Source organism: Rhodococcus rhodochrous (assembly GCF_014854695.1).
Taxonomy (GTDB): domain Bacteria; phylum Actinomycetota; class Actinomycetes; order Mycobacteriales; family Mycobacteriaceae; genus Rhodococcus.
Map to the genome: position 1 here is coordinate 3,025,878 of NZ_CP027557.1, position 21,733 is coordinate 3,047,610.

Below are 21,733 nucleotides of genomic sequence, written 5' to 3' on the forward strand. Positions count from 1 at the left end.
ACTGAGGGCATGACCAGCAGCCCTCCCACCGCCGACGTCGACCTGTTCGCCGACGACGTCCTCGTCGACCCCTACCCGACCTTCGCGCAACTGCGCGAACTCGGACCCGTGGTGTACCTGCCGCACCACGACGTCTACGCCCTGACCCGCTACGACGTCATCCGCGGCGCCCTCGCGGACACCGCGACGTTCTCCTCCCGTGCCATCGCCTTCAACCCCGCCGCCAACGACGCCCTCCAGGGCACCTCCCTGGCCTCGGACCCGCCCGTCCACACCGAGCTGCGCGCCACCCTCACCGAGAATCTCTCGCCGCGGGCGCTGCGCGGACTCAAGATCACCATCGAGACCAAGGCCGACACGCTCGTCGCCGACCTCGTCGCCACGGGCTCCTTCGAGGCGATCGACGCGCTCGCCCGCGCCTTCCCGCTCGAGGTCGTCGCCGACCTCATCGGCTTCACCGGCGAGGTACGCGCGAACATGCTGCGCTGGGGGCAGGCCGCCATGGAGGTCCTCGGCCCGATGAACCAGCGCACCGCCGAGAACTTCCCCATCGCCGGGGAGCTCTACGCGTGGTGCTCGCAGGTGCAGGCCGAGGATCTGACCCCCGGCTCGGTCGGGCGCGGCATCTTCGACGCCGAGGCGCGCGGCGCCATCCCCACCGGCAGCGCCGGGCACATCATCCACCAGTACCTCGGGGCCGGGGTGGACACCACCATCGCCTCGATCGGCAACCTGATCGCGCTGTTCGCGGCGTTCCCCGACCAATTCGATCTCGTGCGCGCCGATCCGACGCTGGTGCCGTCCGCCTTCGCGGAGGTGCTGCGCTACTGGGCGCCGCTGCACGCCTGGGGCCGCGCGGTCACCCGCGACGTCGAGATCGACGGCTACCTGATCCCCGGCGGGTCGCAGGCAGCGGTGCTGCTCGGCTCCGGCAACCGCGACCCGCGGCACTACGACGACCCGGATGCCTTCCGGGTGGCCCGCAACCCGGTCGATCACCTGTCCTTCGGCTACGGCCCGCACGGCTGCGCCGGGCAGGGCCTGGCCCGCCTCGAGGCGCACGCGATCATCGCCGCCCTGGCCCGGCACGCGCGCCGCTTCGTCGCCGCCGACCCGATCCGGGTGCCCAGCAACACCACCCGTTCCATCGACGCCCTCGAGATCCTGGAGGTTGTGCCCGCATGAAGATCACCCTCGACCGTCCCCGCTGCGAAGGCCACGGCCTGTGCGAGGAGGCCGCCCCCGAGTTGATGCACCTCGACGACGACGGCGAACTGATCCTCGATGTCACCGAGGTGTCCGCGGACAGCGCCGAGGCCGCCGCGGCCGGCGCCGCCGTGCGCGTGTGCCCCGTCGCGGCCCTGAGGCTGACATGAGCACCGCAGCCGACATGCCCACCGTCATGGAGCGGATCGTGGTGGTCGGCAACGGCATCGCCGGGCAGACCGCCTGCGACAGCCTGCGCGGCGCCGGGTTCACCGGGCAGCTGACCGTCGTCGGCGACGAACCGGTCCCCGCCTACTCGCGGCCCGCGCTGTCGAAGGCGCTGCTCACCGACGGCGGCTCCCACGAACTCGCCGCCCCCGCGCACGGCGCCACCGAACGCCTCGGCGTCGCCGCGGCCGGCCTGGACGTGGACGCACGGCTCGTGCACCTCGACGACGGCACCGCGCTGGAGTTCGACGGGCTCGTCATCGCCACCGGTGCGCGGCCCCGGCCGCTGGGGGAGGCGCTGGTGCTGCGCACCCTCGACGACGCCCTCGCCCTGCGTGAGCGGCTCGCCGGGCGGCCGTCGGTGGCGGTGGTCGGTGCCGGTCCGCTCGGCATGGAGGTCGCCTCCGCCGCGGCGCAGGCCGGCTGCGAGGTCACCGTCGTCGCCGACACCACCCCGATGCGCCCGCAGTTCGGGCCGCATCTGTCCGACCTGTTCACCACCGCCGCCACCGCCGCGGGGGTCGAACTCGTCTACGGCACCGCCACCGGCTTCGCCGCCGGGACGATCACCCTCGACGACGGCAGCCGCGTCACCGCGGAGTTGGTCGTCGCCGCGATCGGCGACATCCCGAACGTCGAGTGGCTGCGCGGGTCCGGGGTGCTCACCGACGGCAGGTTGGTCGCCGACTCGCGTGGACGGGTCGCGCCGGGCATCGTCGCCGCCGGCGACGTCGCGCATGTACCGATCCGTGGAGTGGTGCGGCGGATCCCGTTGTGGAACAGCGCGATCGAACAGGCCCGCATCGCCGCAACGGCCGTGCTGCTCGGCGACGCCGCACCCGAGTTCGATGCCGATCCGTATTTCTGGACCGAGCAGTTCGGACTGCATCTCAAGGCGGTCGGGCACCTGCCCGTCGACGGGGAGCCCACCGTCCTGACCGGAGAGGATCCGCGCGACGCGGCGTTGCTGCACTGGCGGCATCCGGACGGCGCGGGGGTGGCGGTGGCGATCAACCACCGCATCCCCATCCCGCGGCTGCGGCGCGCCGCGGCCACCGGGGAACTGCCGACCCCCGCGAAGGCGGCTCGGTAGGTTCGTGAGGGTGACCCGCCCTTCGGAGCATCCGGCCGATCCCGACCTCGCGCGGCTGGCCGCGGTGAACCTCAACCTGCTGGTGCCGCTGCTGGCGGTGCTCGAGGAACGTTCGGTGACCCGCGCCGCCGCGCGGGTCGGGATGACGCAACCGGCGATGAGTCATGCGCTGGGCCGGATGCGCCGGTTGCTCGATGACGAGTTGGTCGTGCGGCAGGGGAGCGGGCTGATGCTCACCCCGCGCGCCGTCGAGCTGATCGCGCCGCTGCGGGAGGTGCTGCGGCAGACCGCGCGGGTGGTGAACTTCCCCGGTTTCGACCCGGCCCGCGACACGCGCACCATCACCCTGGCGATGACCACCAGCACCGCCTTCGTGGTCGGGGCAGAGCTGATGCGTGCGATCGGCGAGCGGGCCCCGCACGCGTCGGTGCGCCTCCGCACCTTCGTCGAGCCCCAGCCGGCGGACTTCACCGACGACGGGGTGGACGTGGTGCTCGTATCGGAGGCGTTCGCCGCGCCCTATCCGCGCGAGCGGCTCTACGAGAACCGGTGGGTGGTCGTCGCCCACCCCGACACCGCTCCCGACGCCGGGGCGCTGGAGTTGCTCGAATCGGTGCCGCACACCGCCTACGACGCGCGGCACCGCATCACCCCCTATGCGGCGCTGGATGCGGCCGGGGTGCCCTATCGGATCGGCGGTCTGGTGTCGGATTTCTTGATGGTGCCGCAGTTGGTGGCGCGTGCCGGTGGGGTCGCGATCCACACCTGGCGGGTCGCGGCACAGATGCGCCGTCAGCTGCCGCTGCGGATCGAGGAGTTCCCGTTGCCGGTGCCGCCGTTGGGGATCGACATGGTGTGGAATCCGCGCCTGGCCGACACTGCGTTCATCTCCTGGTTGCGGGCGATCCTCGTCGAGGCCACCAGCGGCGCGAACCTCGGCGAGTGACCGCGCCCGCCGTTCAGTCGTTCTGCGCGTCGAGCAGGTGGCACCACGAGTCGGTGAGTTCGTCGAGGCAGATCTCGCGCGGGGTGCGCCAACCGACCGAGAAGTAGCGGCGCGACATGTGTTCGAGCTGCCCGAAGGCCAGCACGCAGCGGATGCGGCGGCGGTCCGGGTCGAGTCGATCGGCCCGGTCGAGACCGGCGGTCATATCGGTGACCGCGCCTTCGAACCATTGCTCGGTCGTCGCCGCGACGTCCGGTTCGTGGGCCGCCTGGTAGGAGGCGGTCATGTACGGCTTCATCTCGTCCCACTGGGTGAGTTTGCGGTCGAGCCACTGCCGGATCAGGGTGCGTGAGCCGGAGGCGACGACCTCGGTCAGCGACGGGTCGTCGGCGGCGGTGAGGATCGAGTCGACCTTCGTCAGCAGCGCGCTCATCACGTCGGCCTTCGACGAGAAGTGCAGGTAAAAGGTGGTTCTCGTGGAACCGGCGGCGGTGGCGATGTCGTCGATGGTGGTCGCGGCGTAGCCCTTGGTGCCGAACAGGTCGAGCGCCTTGGTGAGGAACAGCTCGTAGGTCATCTGCTTCTGGGCGGCACGGAGCGACATGGCGGAAATCCTATCCTCGACGCAGCAGTTACCGGCGAGTACAGTCACACATCGTTCAGCAATTTCACTTGACAGTCTGTAATCCGAATCCGTACTGTGACTGTCACCACGTCGCGTTCCCGGCGACGTCGACGAAAGGAAAGTGCCGATGACAGGCGCCGCGCCCCGCACCGTCCACACCGTCCTCGGCCCCGTCCCCGCCGCCGACCTCGGTGTCGTCGCGGTCCACGAGGCCCTGCTGTCGGTGCTGCCCGGCGCCGAGCACGCCTACGACATCGACTTCGACCGCGCCGAGATCTTCGCGACGCTGCTCACCAAACTCCGCGCCTTCCGCGCCGCCGGCGGCGGCACCGTCGTCGACGCCACCGGCATGTTCCACGGCCGCGACGTGCCGATGTACGAGAACCTCTCCCGCGCGGCGGGGGTGCACATCGTCGCCTCCACCGGCCTGGGCCCGGAAACCCTGCTCGGCGGCTACTTCCTGACCCCGCAGACCAACCCGCCCACCCCGTGGCCCGCGGACAAGTTCGCCGACCTGTTCACGAAGGAGATCACCGAGGGCATGGTCGTGCCGCGCGTCGAACGCCGCGGCCCCGCCGGCCTGGTCGCCACCGCCGCGAATCCCGACGGCATGACCGCCACCGAGGAGAGCCTGTTCCGCGGCGCCGCCCGCGCCGCCCGCGACACCGGGGTCGCGGCGATCCTGCGCTACGGCGCCGACGCCCTCGCCGACCTCGATGTCGCGCTCGGCGAGGAACTGCCCGCCGACCGCCTCGTCGTCGCCGGCCTGGACCGCCGCGACGCCGTCGCCGCCGGCGCGCCGGAGAAGATCGCCCGTCGCGGCGCCTACCTCGCACTCGACCACGTCGGGACCGACGACGAGACCCACATCTCCGACGCCGAGCGCGTGGCCCTGGTCCGCGATCTCGTCGACGCCGGTCTCGGACACCGGATCCTGCTGTCGTCGAGCGCTACCGGCGTCGCCAAGGGGCATCCGGCGAACGATCTGCCCTACGAGACGGTGCTCACCGGTTTCGTGCCGCAGCTGACCGCCGCCGGTCTCACCGACGACGTCGTGCAGCAGATCCTCCTCGCCAACCCGCAGGACCTGCTGGCCGCGCGCTGAACCGCCGCCGACCACCCATCACCGAGAAGTCTTCGTCCCGAAGGGGAATTGCTGTGTCGAGAGTCAACACCGTCCTGGGCCCGATCGCGCCCGAGGAACTGGGCATCGTCGCCGTCCACGAGCACATCGGATACGGCATGCCCGGCTCCGAGCTGGACACCCGCTGGTGGAAGAGCCCCGAGGTCCGCTACGAGGAGACCGTCCCGAAGCTGCGCAAGTTCCACGAGTACGGCGGCGGCACCTTCGTCGACGTCACCGGCATCTGCAACGGCCGCGACATCGACTACTACAAGTCCCTCTCGGCGAAGACCGGTGTGCACATCGTCGCCTGCACCGGTTTCGTCGGCGGCGACACCGCCCTGCCGTTCTTCGAACGCGCCTCCGTCGACTACCTGATGCGCCAGTTCGTGCACGAGATCACCGTCGGCATCGGCGACACCGGCAGCCGCGCCGGCGTCATCAAGGTCGGGGTCTCCCGCGGCGGGAAGATGACCGAACTCGACAAGCGCATCTACCGCGCCGCCGCCCGCGCCGCACTCGCCACCGGCGTACCGATCCTCACCCACCTCGCGATCGACGCCGAGAACGCCATCGCCATCTTCACCGAGGAGGGCCTGCCGCTGCACCGGGTGCTGTTCGGGCACGCCGACGACGGCGTCAACGCCGACAAGACCCGCGACACCTGGATCGCGCAGCAGGGCGGCCGGGTCGGCTTCGACACCTTCGGCTACGAAACCGAACTCGAGGACCCGCCGTTCTGGGCCCGCCCCCGCAAAGAGCGCCTCGCCCACTTCCTGCGCTTCCTGAACGCCGGCCACCTCGATCAGGCCCTGGCCGGCGTCGACGCCAACTGCAGCCCACTCGGCTGGCCGGGCGTCAAGGGACACACCGTGAACTACCTGTTCGAGGACCTCATCCCGGACCTGCGCGAGGCCGGACTCGACGAGGCCACCATCACCAAGCTGTTCGTCGAGAACCCCGCCGACTTCCTCACCATCGCGCAACCCTGACCCGAATCTCCCGGCGCACCCCCGCGCCCTCCGAAAGAGACACTCACATGCAGACCTCGGATCCGACCAACCTCACCATCGCCGTCGTCGGCGCGGGCTATGCCGGTGCGGCCGCCGCCCGGGCCCTGTCGTTGCTCGGCGCGAACGTCACCGTCTACGAACAGGCCCCCGAGATCCGCGAGGTCGGCGCCGGCATCGGCCTGCGCCCGTCGAGCATGGCCCGCTTCCGCGAGTGGGGCATCTTCGACGACATCGCGAAGGTCAGCTCCCCGAGCGACTACTTCGAGATCCTCACCGCCACGGGCGAGCCGATCATGAAGGACACCTGGCCGGCGCACGGCGACCAGAAACACACCCACCTGATCCACCGCGGCGACTTCATCGACACCCTCATCGCCTCCCTGCCCGACGGCATGGTCAAACTCGGCCACCGGCTCGAGCGCATCGAGGACCACGGCGACCGCAGCACCCTGACCTTCACCAACGGCACCCGCGTCGACGCCGATCTGGTCATCGGCGCCGACGGCATCAAGTCCGTGGTCCGTGAGCAGCTGTTCTCCGACGCCGAACCGGTATTCTCCGGCGAACGTGCCTACCGCGCCGTCATCGACATCACCGACGCGCACGGCATGGTCACCGACGACAACCTGCGCATGTACATCGGCAAGGGCACCAAGGTGTACCTGCTGCCGCTGCGCCACCGCGGCCAGGTGTCCTTCGACATCACCGCCCTGTGCCCGGACCCCGACTGGGCGCCGCAGGTGAGCAAGGACGACATGCTCGCCACCGTCGCCGGGTTCGATCAGCGCATCGTCGACATCACCGCCGGCCTCGACATGGACATCGTCAACATCCGCGGTGTCTACGACATCGACCCGATCGAGCGCTGGCACAGCAACTCGGTGGTGCTCATCGGCGACGCCGCCCACTCGATGCTGCACCACCAGGGTCAGGGCGCGAACTCGGCGATCCTCGACGCCGGGGTGCTCGCCGACTGCCTGCGCGACACCGACACCGTCGCCGCGGCGCTCGCCGCTTTCCAGGCGCAGCGCAAGCCGGTCACCGACGAACTGCAGCGCATCTCCCGCCAGGGCTGGACCGAGGACGAGGTCCAGGACGTCTTCCCGGGCCAGAAGCCCGCCGCGCAGCAGCCCGCCCAGTAGATCCCCACCCCACCCGTTCACCGCCCGAAGGAGACGACCGGCCATGCCGTTGCACCCCGAGATCGCCCGGATCCTCGCCGACCTGCCCGCCCCGCCGCCCGGACCGCTCGATCCGGCCGCGATGCGCGCCGGGGAGCAGGCGCAGGTTCCGCCACTCGAGGAGCGACTGCCCCTGCACGAGGTCCGCGACGCGATCGCGGCGACCCCGGCAGGGGAGGTGCCGGTGCGGATCTACACCCCGACCGACGCCGACACCCGTGGCCTGGTCGTCTACTTCCACGGCGGCGCGTTCTTCCTCGGTAGCCTCGACACCCACGACCACGTCGCCCGGCACCTGGCGAAGGCCACCGGCTGCACGGTCGTGTCCGTCGGCTACCGCCGCGCCCCCGAAGCGCAGTTCCCCGCCGGTCTCGACGACTGCTACGGCGTCGTGCGCTGGGCCGCCGAGCACGGCGACGAACTCGGTTGGGACGGAAAGATTCTCGCGGTCGCGGGGGACAGCTCCGGCGCCAACTTCGTCGCCGCCGTCACCGGCCTCGCCCACGACGACGGGTTCGACCGCATCACCCACCAGGTGCTGTACTACCCGTCCCTCGACCTCGACTTCGACGAAGACCGCTACCCGTCGATGCGGGAGAACGCCGTCGGCTACGGCCTCGAAACCGCCGGGCTGAAGCCGTTCAACGCCTTCTACCTCGACAGCGGAGCCGACCCCGCCGACCCGCGCGTCTCACCGATCAAGCGCCAGAACCTGTCGGGTCTGCCGGCGGCGCTGGTCGTCACCGCCGAGTTCGACCCGATGCGCGACGAAGGCGAACTCTATGCCCGGCGGCTCGAGGAAGCCGGGGTGCCGGTGACACTGCGCCGCTACGCCGGCGCCAACCACGGCTTCGTGCAGAACTTCTCGTGGATCCCCGAATACGCGCAGGTCTTCGACGAGACCGCCACCTTCCTGCAGGGCACCGCGCATGAGGGCACCGCGCATGAGTGAGGCACCGATCCACCCGATCGTCTCCCCATGGGGACGCTTCGGGCTCTACACCTTCTTCATCGACGCCGAACAGCCCGCGATCGTCGACACCGGCATCGCGTCGTCCCCGGCCGAGGGCATGGCCCCCGCCCTCGAAAAACTCGGCCGGCGACTCGAGGACGTGCGGTGGATCCTGCTCACCCACGGGCACATCGACCACATCGGCGGCGCCCACGCCCTGTGGGAGGCCACCGGCCGCCGAGCCCAGGTCGTCATCCACGAGGCCGACGCCCCACTGCTGCGCTCGCGGCAGGCCCACGTCGACGACTACCTCACCGGCCGCGGCCGGTACCTGAACGACCCCGACGGGGCCGCGAAGGTCACCGCCGCCACCGAGGCCGTCATCTCCGGGGAGATGGAACCGACCATGCTCGTGCGCGGCGGCGAAACCCTCTCCCTCGGCGGGGGAGTCGAGATCTCCGTGCACTCGATCCCCGGGCACACCCCGGGGTCGGTCGCCTACGTCGTCGAAGGCCGGAACAGCGTGTTCGTCGGCGACGCCGTCCAGGTGCACGGCGCCGCCAACGGATTCCCCGGCTACACCGACCCCGACGCCTACCGCGACAGCCTCGCCTACCTGCGCGAGACGATCCGCCCCGAGAAGCTCTATCTCGGGCATCCCTACCGCCGCGCCGACGGCACCCCCTACGGCGTCGAACTCGACCGCGACCAGGCCGCCGAAGCCCTTCGGGAGAGCGTCGACATCGAAGGGGGAGTGCGCGGCGCCGCGCACCGCTGCCTGTGCCACGGACTGCTCGACACCGACTCGGCGTACTCGCCGTTCGCCCCGGTCGCCGACGACCTCGGTTACACCGGCGATCCCACCCTCGAGCCGTCCCCGTTCTTCACCACACTGCACGGCTACCGCACCCAGTTCTCGCACCAGCACTGATCACGAAGAGGAGTCGTAGGTTCTCATGGCCGAGTTCGAAACGTTCGACGCAGGCGGACAGACCATCCACATCCGCAAGCACCTGCGGGTCCCCATGCGCGACGGCGTCGAGTTGGCCGCCGACGCCTACCACGGCGTCGACGACAAGCCCCGCCCCGCGCTCGTCGCACTGAGCCCCTACGGCAAGGAACTGCAGGCCCTCGCCCTGACCACCCCGCCGCAGCGCCGCCCCAGCCCCATGTGGGACGGCTGCATCGAGGCCGGCGACATCGCCCGCGTCGTCGCCGAGGACTACGTCCACGTCATCGGCGACATCCGCGGCTCCGGCGACTCCGACGGCGAGCACATCGGCAACTACAACGCCGGCGGGGTCTCCCTCGGGCAGGACGCCTACGACTTCATCGAATGGGTCGCCGCGCAGCCGTGGTGCGACGGCAACGTCGGCATGATCGGCATCTCCTATTTCGGGTCCATGCAGGTCCTCGCCGCCGCCGAACGACCCCCGCACCTGAAGGCCATCTTCGTCTCCGGCGGCCACTACGACTTCTACGAGACCACCTACCACGGCGGCATCATGTGGTTCATGCCCCGCGCCGCCCGCGAGGGCCGCGGCGGTGACTCCGGCTGGGCGTTCACCGACCGGGTCAAGTCCCGCATGCTCGAGACCTACACCCCCGACGAGATCCGGGCGCGGGTCGCCCAGCGCCTCGCCGACCCGGATGTCGCGGCCTGGCCGAATCTCGTGCACGTGCTCAACTACCCGAAGCACCACGAAGCGTGGTTCGACATCATCACCAACGAACTCGACGGCGAGTGGTACGAGGAACGCAACCCGATCAATCTCGCCCGGAACATCGACATCCCCGTCTACCTGCAGATCGACCAGGGCCGCGGCTGGACGATGGACGGCACCATCGAACTGTTCCACGCCCTGCAAGGGCCGAAGAAGCTCGACATCGGCCCCTACCCGCCCATGCAGTCGCGGCCCTTCATCGAAGAGCACGACACGATGTTCCGCTGGTACGACTACTGGATCAAGGGCATCGACAACGGCATCATGGACGAACCCGCCGTGAACGTCTTCGTCGAAGGCTCCCGCCGGCGCGTCACCGCCGACCAGTGGCCGCCGAAGGACGTCGAGCACCGGGCGCTGTATCTGCGGCCGCGCGGCAAGCTGTCCACCGAACCCGAACCGATGGGCGCGCAGTACGCCGCCCCGGACGGCTTCTACCAGGCCCCGCTCACGGTCACCGACAAGGTCGAGATCCTGCGCTGGGAAACCCCGGTGTTCGCCGAACCCACCGAGATGATCGGCACCGGCGCCGCCCACCTCTTCGCCGAAATCGACCAACCCGACACCAACTTCATCCTCCGCATGTGGGACTACGCCCCGAACGGCAAGCGGCAGCTGATCACCACCGGCTACCTCAAGGCCTCCCACCGCGAGCTCGACGAACGCACCACCGAGGGCGACCCCTACCACCCACACACCCGCGCCGTGCCCGTCGAACCCGGCACCATCGAGGAATACGTGCTGCGGCTGTATCCGTTCGCCAACACCTTCATGCCGGGCCACAAACTCGTCGTGGAACTGTCGAACAACGAACCGCTCGCCGACGAACACAACGCACTGCTGCCGCCGGACGCCTTCCACCTGCCCGTCGGCCGCCCGGTGACCCACAAGATCTACCGGGACGCCGCGCACCCCTCGCGGCTGGTGCTGCCGTTCACCGCGAGCGCGGCGAACTGACCTCGTCGTCCCGAGTTCACCGGGCTCGGTCTCAGCCGAGCCCGGTGAGCGCCCCCGGCGCCCACCCCGGCCAGCGCACCGCACCCACCGGCACCCCACCCGCGAACCGCGCCACCACCACCGGGGTCCCGGACGCCGTGTCGTACACCGACGCCTGATCGGCGCGGCCGATCGCCTCGGCCACCAGCGGCCACAACCGTCGATAGCGCGCCCGGATCTTGTCCTCGGGCACCGCATGCCCACCGGAGGCCACCCGGTGCTGCACACGCAGCACCGACATCGTCTCGGGCACCAGCATCACGTGCAGCACCACCGTGAACCCCGCCTCGTGCGCGCGGTCGATCAGCTCCAGCTTCGACGGATGCGAGAACACCGTCTCCGCGATGAACGACCGGCCCTGCCGCAGCAACCGATCCCGCGCCGCCGCGGCGAGTTGCGCCGCCTCATAGGACATCTCCTCGGCACGATCGGGCCACCGCTGCCGCGCGATCACATCCGCGTTGACGAACACACTGCGCGGCAGCAGGGGAGCGAGGGACAACTCGACGAACGTCGACTTGCCGGACCCGTTGGGACCGACGATCAGATCCAGACGCCTCATGCGTCGTCGAGCACCCGGCGACTACCGTCGGGACGCTGCTCGACCAACCGGCCCTCGTCGTCGAGCACCACCGTGGTGACCCCACGCGCGGCGAGGATCTCGACGTAGTCGGTGCGGGCCAGCCCGTCCGCCAGGCGCGCATCGATCTCCGCGTCGAACAAGCGGCCCTCGGCGGCGGTGAGTTCGCTCAGCTCCCGCGTCCCGGCCAGCGCCTCGTGCACCCGGTGCAGGGAGGCGGTCTCGTGGGCGGTCATCGCGCGGCCGATGCGGGCCCAGTATTCGAGTTGCTGGCGTCCGGTGCGATTCTGGCGGCCGCCCTCGGCGATGGCGCTGTCGACGAGTTCGGCGTCGAAGCGGGTGACCTTGTCTGTGGACGACGTCATGACGGCCTCCTGATGTTGCAGTCTGCTACAAGCGTAGCTGTCTGCAACACGACGTGCACCCCCGCATCATTCCCTCAACACCGGTTCGTGACCTCCCGGTCCGCACCACCACCACCCGGATCGACACCCGATCGAACCCGAGCCGACGCCGAGGAACCGGCCACGCGACCTACCGTGAGCGAGTACTCCCATCGCCAGGAGGTGCGTGATGACCACGGAGATACAAGAACCCGACCAAGCACGACTCGAACAGACCCTCGGACAACTCGTCGTCGACATGGGCGCGGCCATGAACGGCGCCCTGGTCCTGATCGGTGTCGATCTGGGCCTGTGGCGAGCCCTCGACGAATCCGGCCCGACCACCAGCGAACAACTCGCGGCCCGCACCGGCCTCCGCGAACGCTATCTACGCGAATGGCTCTCCGCACAGGTAGCAAGCGGATATCTGACCTACGAGCCGGACAACGACACCTTCACACTGTCCCCGGAACACGCCATGGCACTCGCCCGCGAGGACAGCCCGGTCTACCTCGCCGGCGGCCTCCACCTGATCAGTTCGGTCTACAAGGACCGGCTACGCATCACCGAACGCATCCGCAACGGAGAGGGTTTCGGCTGGCACGAACACGATCCCGAACTGTTCGTCGGCACCGAACAGTTCTTCCGCCCCGGCTACCGCGCCAACCTCGTCGACGTGTGGCTGCCCACCCTCGACGGGGTCGTCGACAAACTGCGTGCCGGCGCCACCGTCGCCGACATCGGCTGCGGCCACGGTGTCTCGACAACCCTGCTCGCGCAAGCATTCCCGCAGTCCACCATCCGCGGCTTCGACTACCACGACGGGTCCATCGCACGAGCCCGCGAACTGGCTGCGGAGGAGGGTGTCGACAACGCCACCTTCGAGGTCGCTTCGGCCGTGGATTTCCCCGGATCCGACTACGACCTGATCTGCTATTTCGACTGCCTGCACGACATGGGCGATCCCGTCGGCGCACTGCGGTACGCGCGCGGCGCGCTCGCCGACGACGGCACGGTGATGCTCGTCGAACCGTTCGCTCGCGACAGCCTGTCCGAGAACCTCAATCCGGTCGGCCGGATGTACTACGCCGCGTCGACGGTGTTGTGCACCCCGTCGTCGCTCGACCAGCCGGTCGCACTCGGGCTCGGCGCGCAGGCCGGGGAGCGGCGGCTCGCGGACGTCGCCGCCGAAGCCGGCTTCGGCACCTTCCGGCGCGCCACCGAAACTCCCTTCAATCTCGTCCTCGAAGCACGCCCCTGAGTCACTCGTCGGCACACCGGATCGGGCCCATCGGCGACCCCGGCGGCGCCGATGGGCCACGATCGAAGGATGGACCGCGTCACCCGACTCTCGCTCGCCCTCGACCGTCAGGAGGGGCGGTGCCTGTGGTGCGGACGGGAGTTCGGGCGGTTGATCACCCCGACCACCGATCATCTGGTGCCGCGGCTGAAGGGCGGGCCGAGTATCACCGCCAACGAGGTCGCCGCGTGCCGACGCTGCAACGCCGACCGCGGACACGTCGCGCCGGTCGAATGGCTCGACCGGTGCCGGCAGCGCGACGGCTGGACGCCCGACGAGAAGCTGCTGACGCGACTGCTCGAGGAACTCGCCGACGAACTCGTCCGGGTCGGTGGCCATCGTCGTGCCCGGGACTATCTGTCCGCACAGTTGCGGCGGTTGCGGCGACCGTCGTGACACCGGTGAACCGAGTTCCCGTGCACCGCGATCAATACGTCACAGTGACGTTTCAGGGCCGGTCGTCCGGAGGGGAGAAGGGGAGTCCACGCCATCGACCCGACGGAACGCGACCCGCAGAAGAGTCAGGACGACCGCGATACCCCGGGGATCGAACGGGACGATGGTGATCACGAAGACCACCCAGAAGCGCAGGAGCCGTGGTTGCGTCACGGTCGACCTCCCGGATCGCGTCGTCCCTGCCGCGCCGATGGAATCGGCGCAGATTCACGTTCACCGCAGGACCGCGGAGCCCATATGGAAACGTCACTGTGACGTTTTGACGGCGGTTGAGCGGACGAGCAGGGGACGAGGGCGGCAGGCCCGGAAGGTCACCTCGGGCGCCCGAAGCGGCAGACGGGCGCGAGGCGGCGGCCCCGGGCGGACCACAGGCCGTGGATCAGGTCGGCGCGGGCCGGCCATGGCAGATGCGTGGCAGTTCGGATGCCGGGAGCGAGTCGGTGCGGGATTGTTCGCATGCCGCGGGATGCAAGGGAGCAACACGCGATAGACGACATGTCGCACAACGCGAGGCAGTGACGCGAGGCAGTGCACGCAACGACGCCGCAGAGACAAGAATCCGGACGCCCGTCGGAACCTCGGATTATCAGCGCGGAACCCCAGGTCGCGGCGTGTATCGAAATTGCCGATAATCTACATTATGTTAACTAGAGTGAAATCGGACCTCCTCCGGCCAGGTGCGGCAAGGGCGTTCGAGACATTCGGAGCTCCCTGGTTCGACCCGGATCGATACGATGGGTCCCACCTGTCACCCGGCCTCCGACCCGAGGCCGGCTCGCCTCCGGACCGAACCCCGCCGCCGTAACCCGCCGGCGCCCGTACCGGATCGAGCCACCGATCCGTTCGACGCGCGTTCGGCTGCTCATGCATCGGTGCCATGCTGCAGCGACGCGCACACTGCAACGACTCACGGTTCGCCGATGCGGCGTTGCGACAGCACCGTGTCGTCGTCGCGTGCATGTTGTGCGCACTGGATCGCGCGGACGATGCGCATGCTGGTGGTGTGAGATCATCCCGTCCCCCGGGGTGCCGCGACCACCGATCACCCCTTCTCGCCTCTTCCACATTTGATGGATAATCACCGTTATCCATGAATCATGTTGGTAATCAACAAATTTCACGTACACAGAAGTGAACGGTTCCATTGTGCCCCGCGCATGTCCCCTCCACAGCCGATCCGGTCCCGATCTCCTCGAACCTCGAGGGCGAGCCCGATCTCCGCACTGCATCCCCACGACACCAGCGCATGCCTTCCACCCGACTATCTGCCCTTGGGACGGCACAATTCGGGGTCCTTCTCCCCTGCCGCCCCGTCTCGTCAGCCGTGATGGCGCCGGTACGCGGCCACCGCTCCCGGATGCAGCGGGACATCGGCGGTGACGATCAGCGATTGCCGGTCGAGGAACTGGCTGCCGGTGGCCTGGGCCGGCACGAGTTCGGAGGCGTGGTCGACGAGCAGATCGACCAGCGCAGCGGCGGCCTCGTCCGACACCGAGGCGCCGGCGAGCAGCAGATTGCCCAAGCCGATGGTGGCGACGGCGTCCGGCTGCCCGTACGTTCCGGGCTGGATGAGGACCGGTTCGTAACGCGGACCGAATCGCGCCCGCAGCGGTTCGAGGAGCACGGACAGATCGATCAGCCGCAGCGGCACACCCACGTTCGCGAACGACGGGGTGGGAACACCGCCCGCCCACAGGACGGCGTCGATCTCGCCGTCCACCAGCGCGCGACCGGCGTCGGCCATCGACAGGTGCACGCGGGTGACGGTTCCCGGCTCGGCGAGCCCGGCGACGTCGAGGATGCGTTCGCCGGTGAATTCGGCACCCGATCCGGGAGCGCCGAGGCTGATCCGTGCGCCCCGAAGCTGGGCGATCTCACGGATCGGCGAGTCTGCGCGCACGGCCAACTGCATGTAATTCTCGTAGACCCGCCCGATCGCCGTGAACTGCGCGCCCTCGTCGTGGGCACGCACCGCGACGTCGGTGAGGGTCAGCGCCAGCTCCGCGTCCCCTGCCGTCAGCGCGGCGAGATTGGTGACCGATCCCGGGGTGCGTTCCGGCACGACCGCGATGGGAAGACCCGCCCGGTCGGCGGCGGCGGCGGTGAGTTCCGCGAACTCCCAGAAGAACCCGCCCTCCTCCCCTGCCGCCAGGATCAGTTCCTCACGCTCACCGGTGCGCGTGCAGCCGGCGACGGCTCCGCCCACCGCCAGCAACGCGACGGACCGCAGGAGATCACGGCGGGTGATCATGATGCCTCCGCGCGGGAGTCGGCGGGCAGTGTCAGGGTGACGGCGAGTCCGTGCGGAACGGCTGCGGCGAGGTCGAGGGTGCCGCCGCCGCTCTCGACGAGCGCGACTGCGATGGACAGCCCGAGGCCGGTGCCGGGCCCGTCGGCTCCGGACCCGCGGAAGAACCGGGAGGTGAGGGCGCCGAGCTCGTCAGGTGCGACTCCAGCGCCGTCGTCCTCGACGCGGATCCGGATCATCCCGCCGTGGTGTCGGGTGGTGATGCGGACCCCGGTGGCCGCGCGGGCGTACTTGCTCGCGTTGCTGAGCAGCACGTCGAGCACCTGGGCGAGGTGGTCGGCGGAGAAGCAGGCGTGCAGGCGCTGTTCGGATGGTTCGTCCACGGTGACGGTCATGCCGGTCTCGGCCAGGGCATCGGACCAGGCGTCCACACGGTCGGCGACGACGACACCGACATCGCACCCGTCGTGCCCTTCGGTGTCCGTGGTGTCGATGGGTGATTCTGCGGTGGCGAGGGCGAGCAGACCGTCGAGGATGCCGCCGAGCCGGTCGACTTCGACGGCCGTCCGCCGGTAGGTCTCCGCGCCGGCGGCGGCGACGTGCGGTTCGAGGGAGTCGAGCCGGATGTGCAGGGCGGCGAGCGGGTTCCGGAGTCGGTGCGCGGTGTCGGCGATGAGTTGCTTCTGGGCGCGGGTGGACGTGCGGACGGCCTCGGACATGGTGTCGAAGGCCTGTGTGAGTTCCCGTGCCTCCGGTGGACCGTGATACCGGACCGAGACGGTGGCGTCGCCGGTCCGTGAGCGTGGATACAGCGCCGGGACGCTGTCGGTGAGCGCCGCGACCCGCGCGGTGAGCGCGGTGAGCGGGCGGACCGTCCACCGCGACAGGGCGATCGCGAGGATCGTGACGAGCGCAAGGGCCGCTGCCGCCCCGGTGACGATGAGCAGCCACGAGGTGCGGATGTCGTGGCGGGCGGCGTCGGTGGACACGTCGACGACGACGGCTCCTTCGACCTGGGCGCCGGTGCCCACCGGCACGGCGAGCAGGACCCGCTGCGGGGACCACGGGGTCAGCGGACCGCCTATGCCCTGTTTCTGGTTGCGGAGACCGGCGGTGATCGCCTCCGGCACACCGGGGTCGGTCGGGGTCAGGTCCGCACTCGCGCGGGGTGCGCCGCGCGCGTCGACGATCAGCACGCCTTCGTCGTAGAGCCGGTGGTAGCGGGTCACCTCCTCGTCGAGCAGGGCGGTGCTGCCGGGGGCGCGCATCTGGACGGCGAGGGTGGCGAAGTGGTGGGCGTCGGCTTCCCGGTTCGCTCCCAGGACGGCGGTGCGGCCGGCGCTGGTGGCGAGGGCGAGCGGTACGGCGAAGGCGACGACGGCGACGGTCGCGAAGACGAGCAGCACCGCCAGGACTCGTCGGCGCATGTCAGCCGCCCCACCGGTAGCCGTAGCCGCGGATGGTGGAGATGAGTCCGGGGCGGGCGAGTTTCGCGCGCAGCCCGGTCATGTGCACGTCGAGCGACCGGGAGATCGCCACGTAGGCGTCGCCCCACACGGCGTCCATGAGTTGTTGGCGGCTGACCGCGGCGCCGGGTCGGGCGACGAGGACGGCGAGCAGGTCGAATTCCTTCGGGGTGAGGGTGACCGGTTCGCCGCCCACCTCGACTTCGCGGGCGTCGAGGTCGACGACCACGTCGCCGGCCCGGACGATGCGGGAGGCCTCGGACAGCGCGCGGCGCCGTTGGGTGACGACGTCCACGCGGGCGAGCAGTTCGGCCAGGCGGGCCGGTTTGACGAGGTAGTCGTCGGCACCGCCGCGCAGGCCGCGCACCACCGAGCGTTCGTCGCCGCGCGCGGTGAGGATCACGACGGGGACGTCGCTGACGGCCCGCAGTTGCCGGAGCACCTGCAGGCCGTCGGCGTCGGGCAGGCCGAGGTCGAGGATGACGACGTCGAGGTCTCGGTGGCCGAGGAGCAGGTCGGCGCCGCGCCGCATGCGGATCGGCCGGTGGCCGTGGGAGGTGAGGGCTTCGACGAGGGCGTCGCCGACTCCGTCGTCGTCCTCGACCACCGCGATCTGCACGTGGTTGCCTTTCGGTCAGTGTCGTGAGGTGGCCAGGTCGGCGTGCTCGTCGGGGGTGTCGGTGTGGGTGCTCGTGCGGTCCAGGGGTGAGCCGTCGGAGGTCTCCCGCATGAAGAAGTACACGACGAGCGAGATGGCGATGCAGCCGGTCACGTAGTAGAAGAATAGCGATTCGTGGCCGGCGCGCTTGAGGGCGAGCGCGACGGTTTCGACGGTACCGCCGAAGATCGCGAGGGTCAGCGCGTAGGGCAGGCCAACGCCGAGCGCGCGGACCTTGGTGGGGAACAGTTCGGTCTTCACGATGGCGTTGACCGAGGTGTAGCCGGTGACGACGGTCAGGCCGAGCATCATCAACCCGAACGCGATCAGCGGGTTCGTGGTGTTGCCGAGCACGGTCATCAGCGGGATGGTGAGCACGGTGCCGCCGACCCCGAAGAAGATGAGCAGTTTGCGCCGGCCGATGCGGTCCGACAGGGCACCACCGATGGGCTGCAGGACGATGAACACCAGCAGGGCAGCGAAGTTGATCCAGGCGACGGTGTCCTTGGAGATGCCGGAGGTGTTGATCATGTATTTCTGCATGTAGGTGGTGTAGGTGTAGAACGCCACGCAGCCGCCGAGGGTCAGCGCGCACACCAGCAGGCATTCGCGGGGGTACTGCAGCAGCATCCGGATGCCGCCCTGCTCGGGCTTGCCCTCCGGGAGGTCGGCGGCGCTCTTGGCCGCGACTTCCTCGGTGAACGCTTCGGATTCGTCCATGGTGCGGCGCAGCCACATCACGGCGACGGCGGCGACGGCGCCGATGACGAACGGGATGCGCCAGCCCCACGCCTGCATGGCCTCGGCGGAGAGGGTGAGCTGCAGGACGATCTGGACGCCGAGGGCGATGAGCTGGCCGGCGACGAGGGTGACGTACTGGAAGCTCGAGTAGAACCCGCGGCGTCCGGGTGAGGCGACTTCGGCGAGATAGGTAGCGCTGGTGGCGTATTCACCACCGACGGACAGTCCCTGCATCATGCGGGCGAGGACGAGAAGAAGAGGTGCGGCGAGTCCGATGGTCGCGTAGGCGGGGGTGACGGCGATGATGAGGGAGCCGACGGCCATGACGGTGACCGACAGGGTCAGCGCCGAGCGCCGTCCGTGCCGGTCGGCGTAGCGGCCCATGATCCAGCCGCCGATCGGTCGCATGAGGAATCCCACGGCGAAGATCGCTGCGGTGGACAGCAGTTGGGCGGTGGGGTCGCCTTCGGGGAAGAATTCTTTCGCGAAGTACACGCTGAACGCGGCGTAGACGTACCAGTCGTACCACTCGATCAGGTTGCCGACCGAGCCTTTCAACACGTTGCCGATGACTCGGCGTTCGCCCGTCGAGGTGGTGCTCACCCGGGACTCCTTTCGCTGCGTGGATCTGTGCGCTCCCCACAGTGGTTCGGGTCACAGTGGTTGCGGAAGGGTCTGTGGCGGTTCCTAACACTCCCTTAGGAATGTGGTCGGGACAGGCGGGATCGGCGTGGCGCGCGGGGTGCCGCTCCCCCGTTGTGCCGGTCGGAGGTTCTACGGTGGTCGGCGTGACGATCCCCGCATCGAGTTATCTGTTCCAGGCCCGGACGTTCGTGAGCGGCTCGCGTAAGTGGCGGTTCGAGGCGGCGTTGGCGACCGCGCGGGTCTGTGAGCGGTTCGAGCGGCCGTATCCGAAGTCGGTGCGGACGCTGGCACACGCCGCATACGACATGTTGCGGATGGATGCGCCGGAGGTCGCTGCCGAGTTCGGGCCGCCGTCGTTCTGACCCCGGGTGGGCACGCGATCCGGGTGCTCGGTGCCTCCGATGGCCGGTACTGTGCAGCACAACCCGATCACGATGTCTGCGGGGCAAGGAGGGGGCCGATGAACCCTGCGATATGGCTGACACCCGGCCAGTTGGCGGACCGTTCCGGGGTGGCGGTGTCGGCGCTGCACTACTACGAGTCGCGTGGTCTGATCACCAGTCGCCGCACCTCGGGCAATCAGCGGCGTTATCGTCGCGACACGCTGCGCAAGGTCGCGTTCATCAAGGTCGCGCAGGGTGTGGGGGTGTCGCTGGACGAGATCAAGGAGGCGTTCGATTCGTTGCCGGACAGTCGTGTGCCGACGACGGAGGACTGGGCGCGGTTGTCGCGGGCGTGGCACGACCGGCTGACCCGCCGCATCGAGGATCTCACCGCGTTGCGGGACAGTTTCACCGAGTGCATCGGCTGCGGGTGTCTGAGTTTGGCGTCGTGTCCGCTCGCGAATCCCGGGGATGTGCTCGGGCAGCAGGGTCCGGGTCCGCGTCGGCTACCGGTGCACGACGATCCGCCGGTGGAGTCGGTGCCGCGCGCGGAGTGGTCCGGCTGAGGTCACGACTCGTCGAGCCGGCGGTCAGGTGCGCGCCGCTTCGATCTGCTGCACGAACCGGGCGGTGGCGTCGGCGACGTCGCGGGGATGGGAACGCGGCGACCAGTGCCCGGCGTCGAGCGGGTGGATGCGCAGGTCGGTGACCCAGCGGGAGGTGTCCTCGTAGCTCACGGGGCGTACCGCACGGTCGCGCAGGTTCTGGATCAGCTGGACCGGGACGTCCGTGCGCCGCTCGCGGGGTCGGGCGAGCCGCGCGCGGATGTTCGCCCGGTACAGGGACAGTCCGTGCACCATGTCGTCGGCGAGGGTCGGGGCGACCGGTGCGATCGCAGCAGGATCGGTGCGGTCGAAGAAGCCGACGAAGGCCGGCCAGTGGCGGGCGAGCCGGCCGCGCAGCACCGGATTCGGCAGACCGGGGATCTGGAAGGCGAGGGTGTAGGCGGAGGCGAGAGCCTGTTCGGCGGGGCCGAGTGGGCGCATCCGACGCAGACGACGGCGCATCCACAGGCCGAGATGGTCGAGATTGGGGCCGGAGATCGAGGTGTAGGAGGCGATGCGATCGCCGGCGTCGGGTTCGCACACTGCTTCCCAGCACAGCACCGCGCCCCAGTCGTGGCCGAGCAGGTGGACCGGTTCGTTCGGGGCGAGGGCGTCGATGACGGCGTGCAGGTCGGCGGCGAGGTGATCGAGCCGGTAGTGCGCCACCTCGCGAGGGATGGTGGAGGCGCCGGCGCCGCGGTTGTCGTAGCGCAGGATGCGGAAGTCGTCGGCGAGCAGGGGCGCGACGCGGTCCCACAGGGCGTGGGTGTCGGGCCAGCCGTGGACGAGGACGAGGGTCGGGCCGTGCGGGTTGCCTTCCTCGGCGACGTGGAGTCGGACGGGCCCGTTGGTGACGGTGTGGGTGGTCATGGCTGTCCTGGCGTCTCGGGAGCTGGTGGGTGGTCGCCGGGGGGTCGGGTGAACAGCGTGCGGCGCCGCAGGCTGCTGGCGATGGCGAAGAGGGATTCGGAGACGGAGGTGGGCCGGCCGTGGCGGCGCTGGACGAGATGTCCGAGTGCGGACAGCAGTCCGGCGCCGAGGGGGACGGCGAGGACGAACAGGATCCGATGTCGCAGTGGGCTGCCGCGCAGCATCGACATGGGAGGCCTCCTTCGATACCGGCCACTGTATTTGTGACCAACGGTAACACTATTTCTGGTGATGGGAACCACTCCTGATGT

23 protein-coding genes are annotated in these 21,733 nt (G+C 69.7%); 14 read left to right on the forward strand and 9 right to left on the reverse strand.

Annotated features, from left to right (window positions below; translation table 11 throughout):
- Window positions 1-9 precede the first annotated feature (9 nt).
- From C6Y44_RS14060 to C6Y44_RS14075, 4 genes are read left to right on the forward strand one after another with little or no spacing between them, the layout of a single operon-like run.
- The gene (locus C6Y44_RS14060; RefSeq protein ID WP_120282873.1) at window positions 10-1,185 is read left to right on the forward strand and encodes a cytochrome P450; all 1,176 of its coding nucleotides are present in this window, start codon (window positions 10-12) and stop codon (window positions 1,183-1,185) included.
- Window positions 1,182-1,376 carry a ferredoxin gene (locus tag C6Y44_RS14065; RefSeq protein ID WP_120282875.1) on the forward strand — a complete coding sequence of 65 codons (195 nt, stop codon included), beginning with the start codon at window positions 1,182-1,184 and terminating at the stop codon, window positions 1,374-1,376. Before C6Y44_RS14060 ends, C6Y44_RS14065 begins: the two co-directional genes overlap by 4 nt.
- On the forward strand, window positions 1,373-2,527 hold the full coding sequence (locus C6Y44_RS14070) for an NAD(P)/FAD-dependent oxidoreductase (protein ID WP_159418175.1): 1,155 nt from the start codon (window positions 1,373-1,375) through the stop codon (window positions 2,525-2,527). The genes C6Y44_RS14065 and C6Y44_RS14070 overlap by 4 nt, the downstream gene beginning before the upstream one ends.
- A gap of 10 nt (window positions 2,528-2,537) precedes the next feature.
- Window positions 2,538-3,473, forward strand: coding sequence for a LysR family transcriptional regulator (locus C6Y44_RS14075; protein ID WP_225623568.1), 936 nt, complete (start codon window positions 2,538-2,540; stop codon window positions 3,471-3,473).
- Between the two features lie 13 nt (window positions 3,474-3,486).
- Here the strand turns inward: C6Y44_RS14075 and C6Y44_RS14080 are convergent, their stop codons facing one another.
- The gene (locus tag C6Y44_RS14080; RefSeq protein ID WP_159418174.1) at window positions 3,487-4,077 is read right to left on the reverse strand and encodes a TetR/AcrR family transcriptional regulator; all 591 of its coding nucleotides are present in this window, start codon (window positions 4,075-4,077) and stop codon (window positions 3,487-3,489) included.
- Between the two features lie 148 nt (window positions 4,078-4,225).
- Here C6Y44_RS14080 and C6Y44_RS14085 point away from each other — a divergent pair, with 148 nt between their 5' ends.
- The 6 genes from C6Y44_RS14085 to C6Y44_RS14110 are packed head-to-tail and all read left to right on the forward strand — an operon-like array spanning window position 4,226 to window position 11,048.
- Window positions 4,226-5,203 (forward strand): phosphotriesterase family protein, encoded by a 978-nt coding sequence (locus tag C6Y44_RS14085; protein WP_159418173.1) that lies wholly within the window; start codon window positions 4,226-4,228, stop codon window positions 5,201-5,203.
- A 53-nt stretch (window positions 5,204-5,256) separates the two neighbouring features.
- Window positions 5,257-6,213, forward strand: coding sequence for a phosphotriesterase family protein (locus C6Y44_RS14090; RefSeq protein WP_120282884.1), 957 nt, complete (start codon window positions 5,257-5,259; stop codon window positions 6,211-6,213).
- Between the two features lie 47 nt (window positions 6,214-6,260).
- A complete protein-coding gene (locus C6Y44_RS14095; protein WP_159418172.1) occupies window positions 6,261-7,376 on the forward strand; it encodes an FAD-dependent monooxygenase in 1,116 nt (371 codons plus the stop codon).
- Between the two features lie 43 nt (window positions 7,377-7,419).
- On the forward strand, window positions 7,420-8,367 hold the full coding sequence (locus C6Y44_RS14100; protein ID WP_159418171.1) for an alpha/beta hydrolase: 948 nt from the start codon (window positions 7,420-7,422) through the stop codon (window positions 8,365-8,367).
- A complete protein-coding gene (locus C6Y44_RS14105; protein ID WP_120282890.1) occupies window positions 8,360-9,298 on the forward strand; it encodes an MBL fold metallo-hydrolase in 939 nt (312 codons plus the stop codon). Before C6Y44_RS14100 ends, C6Y44_RS14105 begins: the two co-directional genes overlap by 8 nt.
- Window positions 9,299-9,323: 25 nt before the next feature.
- Window positions 9,324-11,048 (forward strand): CocE/NonD family hydrolase, encoded by a 1,725-nt coding sequence (locus C6Y44_RS14110; RefSeq protein WP_159418170.1) that lies wholly within the window; start codon window positions 9,324-9,326, stop codon window positions 11,046-11,048.
- Window positions 11,049-11,079: 31 nt separating this feature from the next.
- On the opposite strand, the gene C6Y44_RS14115 is transcribed toward C6Y44_RS14110, so the two are convergent.
- Window positions 11,080-11,649 carry a zeta toxin family protein gene (locus tag C6Y44_RS14115; RefSeq protein ID WP_159418169.1) on the reverse strand — a complete coding sequence of 190 codons (570 nt, stop codon included), beginning with the start codon at window positions 11,647-11,649 and terminating at the stop codon, window positions 11,080-11,082.
- Window positions 11,646-12,032, reverse strand: a complete 387-nt coding sequence (locus C6Y44_RS14120; protein WP_120282896.1) for a TA system antitoxin ParD family protein — start codon at window positions 12,030-12,032, stop codon at window positions 11,646-11,648. The genes C6Y44_RS14115 and C6Y44_RS14120 overlap by 4 nt, the downstream gene beginning before the upstream one ends.
- Window positions 12,033-12,240: 208 nt before the next feature.
- On the opposite strand from C6Y44_RS14120, the gene C6Y44_RS14125 reads away from it, so the two are divergent.
- The gene (locus tag C6Y44_RS14125; protein WP_159418168.1) at window positions 12,241-13,311 is read left to right on the forward strand and encodes a class I SAM-dependent methyltransferase; all 1,071 of its coding nucleotides are present in this window, start codon (window positions 12,241-12,243) and stop codon (window positions 13,309-13,311) included.
- Window positions 13,312-13,380: 69 nt separating this feature from the next.
- The gene (locus tag C6Y44_RS14130; RefSeq protein ID WP_120282900.1) at window positions 13,381-13,746 is read left to right on the forward strand and encodes an HNH endonuclease; all 366 of its coding nucleotides are present in this window, start codon (window positions 13,381-13,383) and stop codon (window positions 13,744-13,746) included.
- 1,378 nt (window positions 13,747-15,124) lie between these two features.
- Here C6Y44_RS14130 and C6Y44_RS14135 read toward each other — a convergent pair.
- The 4 genes from C6Y44_RS14135 to C6Y44_RS14150 are packed head-to-tail and all read right to left on the reverse strand — an operon-like array spanning window position 15,125 to window position 19,522.
- Window positions 15,125-16,057: a TAXI family TRAP transporter solute-binding subunit gene (locus C6Y44_RS14135; RefSeq protein WP_159418167.1), complete on the reverse strand. Its 933-nt coding sequence runs from the start codon at window positions 16,055-16,057 to the stop codon at window positions 15,125-15,127.
- Entirely contained in the window at window positions 16,054-17,481 is a 1,428-nt protein-coding gene (locus tag C6Y44_RS14140; RefSeq protein WP_159418166.1) for a sensor histidine kinase, read from the reverse strand. Before C6Y44_RS14140 ends, C6Y44_RS14135 begins: the two co-directional genes overlap by 4 nt.
- A gap of 1 nt (window position 17,482) precedes the next feature.
- Window positions 17,483-18,139, reverse strand: a complete 657-nt coding sequence (locus C6Y44_RS14145) for a response regulator transcription factor (RefSeq protein WP_159418165.1) — start codon at window positions 18,137-18,139, stop codon at window positions 17,483-17,485.
- A gap of 15 nt (window positions 18,140-18,154) precedes the next feature.
- On the reverse strand, window positions 18,155-19,522 hold the full coding sequence (locus tag C6Y44_RS14150; protein WP_192378472.1) for an MFS transporter: 1,368 nt from the start codon (window positions 19,520-19,522) through the stop codon (window positions 18,155-18,157).
- Between the two features lie 185 nt (window positions 19,523-19,707).
- Between C6Y44_RS14150 and C6Y44_RS14155 the strand changes: the two genes are divergently transcribed.
- Window positions 19,708-19,926, forward strand: coding sequence for a hypothetical protein (locus tag C6Y44_RS14155; RefSeq protein WP_225623569.1), 219 nt, complete (start codon window positions 19,708-19,710; stop codon window positions 19,924-19,926).
- A 98-nt stretch (window positions 19,927-20,024) separates the two neighbouring features.
- Entirely contained in the window at window positions 20,025-20,513 is a 489-nt protein-coding gene (soxR, locus tag C6Y44_RS14160; RefSeq protein ID WP_159418163.1) for a redox-sensitive transcriptional activator SoxR, read from the forward strand.
- 24 nt (window positions 20,514-20,537) lie between these two features.
- Here soxR and C6Y44_RS14165 read toward each other — a convergent pair whose 3' ends face one another.
- Window positions 20,538-21,422, reverse strand: a complete 885-nt coding sequence (locus tag C6Y44_RS14165) for an alpha/beta fold hydrolase (RefSeq protein ID WP_159418162.1) — start codon at window positions 21,420-21,422, stop codon at window positions 20,538-20,540.
- Window positions 21,419-21,652: a hypothetical protein gene (locus C6Y44_RS14170; protein WP_016696411.1), complete on the reverse strand. Its 234-nt coding sequence runs from the start codon at window positions 21,650-21,652 to the stop codon at window positions 21,419-21,421. Before C6Y44_RS14170 ends, C6Y44_RS14165 begins: the two co-directional genes overlap by 4 nt.
- Between the last annotated feature and the right edge of the window lie 81 nt (window positions 21,653-21,733).

Bases quoted from the DNA above. Each gene is read 5' to 3' on its own strand.
- C6Y44_RS14120 (WP_120282896.1), bottom strand. From the start codon at position 12,032: ATGACGTCGTCCACAGACAAGGTCACCCGCTTCGACGCCGAACTCGTC.
- C6Y44_RS14130 (WP_120282900.1), top strand. From the start codon at position 13,381: ATGGACCGCGTCACCCGACTCTCGCTCGCCCTCGACCGTCAGGAGGGG.
- C6Y44_RS14070 (WP_159418175.1), top strand. From the start codon at position 1,373: ATGAGCACCGCAGCCGACATGCCCACCGTCATGGAGCGGATCGTGGTG.
- C6Y44_RS14135 (WP_159418167.1), bottom strand. From the start codon at position 16,057: ATGATCACCCGCCGTGATCTCCTGCGGTCCGTCGCGTTGCTGGCGGTG.
- C6Y44_RS14140 (WP_159418166.1), bottom strand. From the start codon at position 17,481: ATGCGCCGACGAGTCCTGGCGGTGCTGCTCGTCTTCGCGACCGTCGCC.
- C6Y44_RS14100 (WP_159418171.1), top strand. From the start codon at position 7,420: ATGCCGTTGCACCCCGAGATCGCCCGGATCCTCGCCGACCTGCCCGCC.
- C6Y44_RS14125 (WP_159418168.1), top strand. From the start codon at position 12,241: ATGACCACGGAGATACAAGAACCCGACCAAGCACGACTCGAACAGACC.
- C6Y44_RS14165 (WP_159418162.1), bottom strand. From the start codon at position 21,422: ATGACCACCCACACCGTCACCAACGGGCCCGTCCGACTCCACGTCGCC.
- C6Y44_RS14095 (WP_159418172.1), top strand. From the start codon at position 6,261: ATGCAGACCTCGGATCCGACCAACCTCACCATCGCCGTCGTCGGCGCG.
- soxR (WP_159418163.1), top strand. From the start codon at position 20,025: ATGAACCCTGCGATATGGCTGACACCCGGCCAGTTGGCGGACCGTTCC.
- C6Y44_RS14115 (WP_159418169.1), bottom strand. From the start codon at position 11,649: ATGAGGCGTCTGGATCTGATCGTCGGTCCCAACGGGTCCGGCAAGTCG.
- C6Y44_RS14170 (WP_016696411.1), bottom strand. From the start codon at position 21,652: ATGTCGATGCTGCGCGGCAGCCCACTGCGACATCGGATCCTGTTCGTC.
- C6Y44_RS14060 (WP_120282873.1), top strand. From the start codon at position 10: ATGACCAGCAGCCCTCCCACCGCCGACGTCGACCTGTTCGCCGACGAC.
- C6Y44_RS14080 (WP_159418174.1), bottom strand. From the start codon at position 4,077: ATGTCGCTCCGTGCCGCCCAGAAGCAGATGACCTACGAGCTGTTCCTC.
- C6Y44_RS14065 (WP_120282875.1), top strand. From the start codon at position 1,182: ATGAAGATCACCCTCGACCGTCCCCGCTGCGAAGGCCACGGCCTGTGC.
- C6Y44_RS14105 (WP_120282890.1), top strand. From the start codon at position 8,360: ATGAGTGAGGCACCGATCCACCCGATCGTCTCCCCATGGGGACGCTTC.
- C6Y44_RS14085 (WP_159418173.1), top strand. From the start codon at position 4,226: ATGACAGGCGCCGCGCCCCGCACCGTCCACACCGTCCTCGGCCCCGTC.
- C6Y44_RS14110 (WP_159418170.1), top strand. From the start codon at position 9,324: ATGGCCGAGTTCGAAACGTTCGACGCAGGCGGACAGACCATCCACATC.